The organism is Actinoplanes sp. NPDC051470 (assembly GCF_040682035.1).
Taxonomy (GTDB): Bacteria; Actinomycetota; Actinomycetes; order Mycobacteriales; family Micromonosporaceae; genus Actinoplanes.
In genome coordinates this window covers 1-5,875 of sequence record NZ_JBFBAA010000074.1, presented here as the reverse complement: position 1 = coordinate 5,875, position 5,875 = coordinate 1, and the positions used below count along the sequence as shown (strand labels likewise).

Below are 5,875 nucleotides of genomic sequence, written 5' to 3'. Positions count from 1 at the left end.
GTCAAACTTTTCCGCAACACTTCCCCGAACCCATCGCCTTAGGCCCGCTTACACGTCTGCGAATCTTCCCGGATTTGTGGGAATTCGCGGCTAATTCACGTCCGTAGACGCAACCGTTGCAAACATGATGGTCGCAGCAAGCAAATCATTCCGCGCAAATTCTTCTTGCGGGGTGCCTGCGCTTTCCGCCAACACCGTTCGGCGGTGTTGTATTACCTGCACCATGTTTTTCATGACGCGGTCCTTCTTGGTGGTCCGGGCCAGCTCGGCTTGCGTGGGTGGGTTTGTTGCCTTCGCGGCTTCGACGCTGTAGTGCCCCTGGACCCCGGTGTTCATGACTGTGCATGAGCCAGCTATCAAGGCGACCAGCACGGTTGCCGCTGCCCCGAGCTTGGCTGCTCCGAGGGTGCCTGACCGGCTGATGATAGCGGCGTTGACCGTTCCGCCACGCTGAATCCAAGCAGCCTGTACGGCCGTATCGGTGTGCTTCGCGGCTTGGGTGCCGCGCCTACGTCGTGCCACGCGTACAAGGATCTCACAGGCGATGTCAAGCATCGGCTGACTGTGATCTCCCTACGGCTTTTGAACGGAGGTGTCCAAAGTGGCAGACCGTAAACCGGCAGCCGTGAAGCTCCTACACGGCAACCCCGGCAACCGGGATATCACCTCGTCGGCTACCTCCACGACGGGTGCCCCTCGGCCCCCGGCCGACCTGAAGGGTGAGGCTTTCGCTGAGTGGTGCCGGATCACTGGCTACCTGTCTCGCGTGGGCCAGATCGAAGCGGTGGACTACGCGGCCCTGACGGTGTACTGCTGCGCCTGGGCGATGTTCGATGACGCTCGACGGCTGATGGACGAACACGGCCCCGTGGTTATGGGTCGTGATGGTGGCCTAGTGAAGAACCCTGCGGCTCAGGTGATGCGGGACGCCTCAGACACGATGCTGAAGTTCGGTGGCCGGTTTGGGTTCACTCCGAAGGACCGTCAGAACATGGGGCTCACGTCGGGCGAGCCTGACGACGATGACCTTGAGTCGGCCCTGGCCGGCTGATCGGCTAGTGAAACTGAACCACGGACATAAAGCTCAGCACGATTGCGAGCGGAATCAGTGCCAGCAGTCCGGCTCTCAGCAGTGCCTTCCACCGCCTAGACCGGGCTTCCTCGGGCGGTACTGGCGTCCGCGTGGGTACACGACTGTCTTTGCGTCGCCACCAGATCGTGAGGGTTAGCGCGGTCCAGCCAGCTATGGCACCGGCAATCGAAGCGACTTGATCAGCCTTACTCAGGTCCACACTGGCCCCCTAGCAACGCTCCAGGCACGCGACAACCCCTAGTTGAGGTTGTCGTGGCCTGGCGGCCGGTCGAACCAGTGCTGATTGCGGAAGGTACCAGGCTCACCAGCCTGGGCGGCGATGATCGCCTGTAGCCGTTCCTCTTCGTTCACCTCGGCGCGGACCGCACGGGCTTGCAACGTCGGGTCCGTCTCGGCCAGGTGAGCGAACAGCTCGTCAATCGGAACCTGTCGCGGTTCCTCGTCGCCGGTCATACCGGCAAGCGTACGGCAGTACGCAACTCAATCAATGGGGTAGAGGCTCCGGCGTTTACACGTCCGGTTCCGGCTTTGGGCGGACGGAGTAGGACACAGCCCGCTGAGCCTCCCCCTTTCCTTCTTCTAATTCAACAGGGGGTGATTCGTGCTGAACCCGTATGGGCCGGCCGAACACCCCGAAACGGTGTTTGGCTGGGACGAGTCCCGAGCCAACCGGGTAGCGAAGTTCATTGAGGGCTTCATCGTCCACACCAAGGGACGGCACGCCCGCTCCCCGTTCCTGTTAGCCGAGTGGCAAAAAGAAGAAATCATCCGCCCCCTATACGGGACGGTGGCTCTCGATGACCAGTACAACGAATGGGTTCGCCAGTATCGGATTGCGTGGCTTGAGATGGCCCGCAAGAACGGTAAAAGCGAAATCCTGAGTGCGCTCGCTCTCTATCATCTGATCGCGGATGGTGAAGAATCCGCAGAGGTTTACTCCGTAGCGGCCGACCGGGATCAAGCTTCCCTTGTCTACAACACCGCTAAGCGAATGGTTGAGCTGTCCCCCGCGTTGAGTAAGCGCATCGAGATTATCGATTCACGTAAGCGGCTGGTGTTCGCGAAGACGAATAGTTTCTATCAGGTGTTGCCGGGGGACGCTGCTGGCGCCCTCGGAACAAACCCGTCTGCTGTCCTTTTCGATGAGGTGCTAACCCAGCGGGACAGGCACCTGTGGGATTCCCTCCGTCAGGGCTTTGGTACCCGTAAAGAGCCTCTGCTGATTGCCGCCACTACGGCAGCTTATACAACGGCTGCTTTCGCGCTTGCTGAGCATGAGTACGGGGAGCTGCTACAGCGCGACCCGAACAAAGACCCTTCCCGGTTCGTGTTCATGCGGAACGTCCCTCGGGACTGGAATTGGGAAGACGAAGGGCAACCGCCTTCGCCTCACTTCCCGAAGGGTACGGGCTGGTATCTCGCCAACCCCGCGCTTGGCGACTTCCTGAACATCAACAACCTTCGTGCCGAAGCGAAGGAAGCCGCGGAGAAGCCGTCAGCTCAAAACTCATTCCGAGTCTTCCGACTCAATCAGTGGGTCAGCCAGGCTGAACGCTGGCTCGACATGTCCGTTTGGGATGCCAACGGGACTGCCCCTGTGCTGCGGGACCAGCTCCGTGGACGTGAGTGTGTCGCCGGGTTGGACCTGGCGTCAACGCAGGACTTCACGGCGTGGGTGCTCGTGTTCAAGGGCTCCCCCACGGACGCCACAGCGGACGGCTACACGGTCCTCCCCCACTTCTTTGTTCCTCGGCCGGCCATCCAAGCCAGGTCGAATATGCGGGACCGGATGGAGCAGTGGGAGCGTGAAGGGTTCCTCACTGTCACCGATGGCGTGGTCACTGACTATGACGTGATCGCCGGATGGGTGGAAGCGGACGCTTCCGACTTCCGTATCCGGCTGCTCGGCTACGACCCTTGGAACGCAACTCACCTGATTAGCCAGCTTGAGGACCGGGGCCAAACCACGGTGAAGGTGCCTCAGACGGCACCTCGCCTGAATGACCCGTGTAAGGCCATTGAGTCTTCGTTGGCTGAGCGTCGGCTTTGGCACGGTGCTAATCCGGTGTTGCGGTGGATGGCTGACAACGTCGAGTTGGAGATTACCGGGGACGGCTTGATGAAGCCGTCACGGAAAAGGTCGGGCGAGAAGATCGATGGCATAGCCGCTCTCGCTACCGCAATCTTTTGCGCGCTCATTCCCTTGGAGGAAGAGACGCATGTCGAGTTCATTTCGTTTGACGAATCCGTACGGGAGGGGGTTACCACCGATGAAGAACGTGACGCGCTTTCTGAGTTCCTGGAAGCCTGGAACGACGAAGACGATTAACGTGGCCCGCGGCTTCGCGCGCAAGCATTCGGCTAACACCCTTCAGGTTTCCGGCTTAGCCTGTATCGCCGCTGGTGGTTTCGTCATTGCTCTTTGGCTCGGCCTGTTCATGGCCGGGGCATTCCTTTGTCTGATTGGCTGGGCGGTTGACGACTCGTGACCCTGTTTAAACGGATCGAGCGGCGAGCGTTCGTCGGGGGTTCACGATCCGATTGGGCCACTGACGTTGAGAAGCCCGCTCAGCCGACCTCGGCCGGCCGGGACATCAACCCGGACAAGGCTCGTCAGCTCGTCGCCGTGTGGGCGTGCCAATCGCTGATCGCTGACGGGATCGCTTCCCTTCCTATCGACGTGATCCGTAAGGAGAAGCGGCGAGGCAGGCGCATCCCTGTTGATCCTCCGAAGTGGCTTGAGTCCCCGAACCCGTTCGACACCCCGTACACGTTCTGGCACAAGGTGGTGACCTCCCTGCTCGGGGAGGATGGGAACGCGTACATCCGGACCGTGCGGGACGGCGAAAAGATCATCAGCGTGTGGGCTCTCGATCCCGCTATGTGCGACGTGGATGAAGAGTCCGGAACCCCGATTGTGCACGTCAACGGTGAGGCTCGCGGCCCGGAAGACGTGATGCACATTCCGGCGTTCACGGTTCCGAGTCAACGAGCTGGGCTCTCGGTCATCGACTATGCCCGCGAGGCGATCGGCCTGGGCTTGGCTGCCGAAGAGTTCGGAGCACGGTTCTTCTCGCAGGGGACCACGATGGCTGGGGTCATCGAGCACCCTGGCAACCCGAAGTCCGGTGAGGTCGCGGTGCTGGCCCGGATGCTCCGCAAGAGCCACGCCGGGTTGAAGAAGAGTCACGCGGTTGGTGTCCTGACCGGTGGTGCAACGTGGAAGTCCATCAGCATCACCCCTGAGCAAGCTCAGTTCCTGGAGACCAGGCGATTTCAGAACATCCAGATTGCTCAGCTCTATCGGGTGCCCCCGCACATGATTGACCCCTCGGTCCAATCCTCGTGGGGTACAGGGGTTGAGGAACAGAACGCGTTCTTTGCCGAATACACCCTCGTTCCTTGGCTTACTCGGCTGGAACAGGCATTCTCGCGGCTGCTCCCCAATGGGCAGTCGATGAAGTTCAACGTCAACGCGAAGCTTCGCGCGAAGATCGTTGAACGCTTTCAGGCATACGTCCAGGCCGTCAACAACGGCATCATGAGTCTTGACGAGGTTCGAGCGCTCGAAGACATGGAGCCGATTCCGGGCGGCAAGGGCAAGGCACACGTTCGGCCCTTGAATGTCGCTGAGATCGGCAAGGAACCCCCGAAGCAAGAGCCGGCCGAACCGGCGGACGGGGATGATGTGCCGGAGGGTGATCCCCCGGCCGAGGATAAGGGGACAGATGACAACGACGCTTGAGCGTCGGGTTTTCCTATCCGAGGTTGAGACTCGCACAGCCGGTGAAGGCAAGCGAGTTATTCACGGGTACGCGTACAAATTCAATGCGAAGTCTCAGAACCTTGGCGGTTTCCGGGAGCAGGTCTTCACGGGCGCTGGTAAGGATTCGATCGAAGCGGATGACATCCGCGCTCTCATGAACCATGACGCGAACCTGATCCTCGGCAGGAACCGGGCTGGAACCCTCCGCATGACGGAGGACTCAACGGGCCTTGAGTACGAGATTGATGCGGACGAGCGTCAGTCGTATGTCAGGGACCTTCTGATTGCGCTTGAACGTAAGGACGTGGACCAGTCGTCTTTCGGGTTCGTCGTTAACCCGGATGGTGAGAAGTGGTCCCTTGACGAGGATGAAACTCCCCTTCGGACTCTCACGAGTATCCGACTGTTCGATGTGTCGCCGGTGACGTACCCGGCGTACCTGTCATCTGAGTCTGGCGTCAGTAAGCGTGCGCTCGACATGGCAGCGAGTATGCGTGCTGTCGAGGTAGCTCCGCTGTGGATTCCTGAACCGACCGCAGTTCCGGTTGATCCCCGGCTAGCACTTCACATTCTGCGCGGCTAGAAGCCCCGACAGATAGCCCCGGCCCTTTGGGTTCGGGGCTTTTTTCATGCCCTTTTTTCGGGGCTTCTCTCAAAGGAGTTCATCACTTAATGGATTTTATCGCGGCGGCTAACGCTGCCCTTGTTGCTCGTGCGGGTATCGCGGAGCAGCGGAAGGCCGTTCTTGACGACACCACTCTTTCGGATGCTGAGAAGCGGACCCGGTGGGAGTCGATGGACGCTGACATGCAGCGTCTTGAGGACGAGGCTCGCGGTCACGTGAATGCGGCTGACAGTGAGGTTCGGGCTGCCGATCTGAACGAGCAGGCGGCGGCTCTGACTAGCCGGGGTGGTAAGCGTTCGGCCGGCACGGACCGGAACGAGGCTCAGGAGCTGCGAGATCTCGCGACCGGTAAGCGGGACACGGTTGACTTTGACCTGCGTACGGCTCAGTC

8 protein-coding genes are annotated in these 5,875 nt (G+C 60.5%); 5 read left to right on the top strand and 3 right to left on the bottom strand.

The features are described from left to right. Nucleotides 1-90: 90 nt before the first annotated feature. Complete coding sequence (locus AB0M54_RS47735) at nt 91-555, bottom strand: hypothetical protein (RefSeq protein WP_364480005.1); 465 nt, start codon at nt 553-555, stop codon at nt 91-93. A gap of 46 nt (nt 556-601) precedes the next feature. Between AB0M54_RS47735 and AB0M54_RS47730 the strand changes: the two genes are divergently transcribed. Then, nucleotides 602-1,051, top strand: coding sequence for a phage terminase small subunit P27 family (locus AB0M54_RS47730; RefSeq protein WP_364480002.1), 450 nt, complete (start codon nt 602-604; stop codon nt 1,049-1,051). Between the two features lie 279 nt (nt 1,052-1,330). On the opposite strand, the gene AB0M54_RS47725 is transcribed toward AB0M54_RS47730, so the two are convergent. After that, complete coding sequence (locus tag AB0M54_RS47725; protein ID WP_364479999.1) at nt 1,331-1,546, bottom strand: hypothetical protein; 216 nt, start codon at nt 1,544-1,546, stop codon at nt 1,331-1,333. Between the two features lie 148 nt (nt 1,547-1,694). Between AB0M54_RS47725 and AB0M54_RS47720 the strand changes: the two genes are divergently transcribed. The 4 genes from AB0M54_RS47720 to AB0M54_RS47705 are packed head-to-tail and all read left to right on the top strand — an operon-like array spanning nt 1,695 to nt 5,442. Beyond that, nucleotides 1,695-3,422 (top strand): terminase TerL endonuclease subunit, encoded by a 1,728-nt coding sequence (locus tag AB0M54_RS47720; protein ID WP_364479996.1) that lies wholly within the window; start codon nt 1,695-1,697, stop codon nt 3,420-3,422. Further along, the gene (locus AB0M54_RS47715) at nt 3,364-3,582 is read left to right on the top strand and encodes a hypothetical protein (RefSeq protein ID WP_364480008.1); all 219 of its coding nucleotides are present in this window, start codon (nt 3,364-3,366) and stop codon (nt 3,580-3,582) included. The genes AB0M54_RS47720 and AB0M54_RS47715 overlap by 59 nt, the downstream gene beginning before the upstream one ends. Beyond that, nucleotides 3,579-4,838, top strand: a complete 1,260-nt coding sequence (locus AB0M54_RS47710; protein WP_364479993.1) for a phage portal protein — start codon at nt 3,579-3,581, stop codon at nt 4,836-4,838. The genes AB0M54_RS47715 and AB0M54_RS47710 overlap by 4 nt, the downstream gene beginning before the upstream one ends. Further along, on the top strand, nt 4,822-5,442 hold the full coding sequence (locus tag AB0M54_RS47705) for an HK97 family phage prohead protease (protein ID WP_364479990.1): 621 nt from the start codon (nt 4,822-4,824) through the stop codon (nt 5,440-5,442). The genes AB0M54_RS47710 and AB0M54_RS47705 overlap by 17 nt, the downstream gene beginning before the upstream one ends. Before the next feature lie 86 nt (nt 5,443-5,528). Here the strand turns inward: AB0M54_RS47705 and AB0M54_RS47700 are convergent. Next, a partial coding sequence (locus AB0M54_RS47700) for a hypothetical protein (protein ID WP_364479987.1) occupies nt 5,529-5,875 on the bottom strand: 347 nt, incomplete at its 5' end.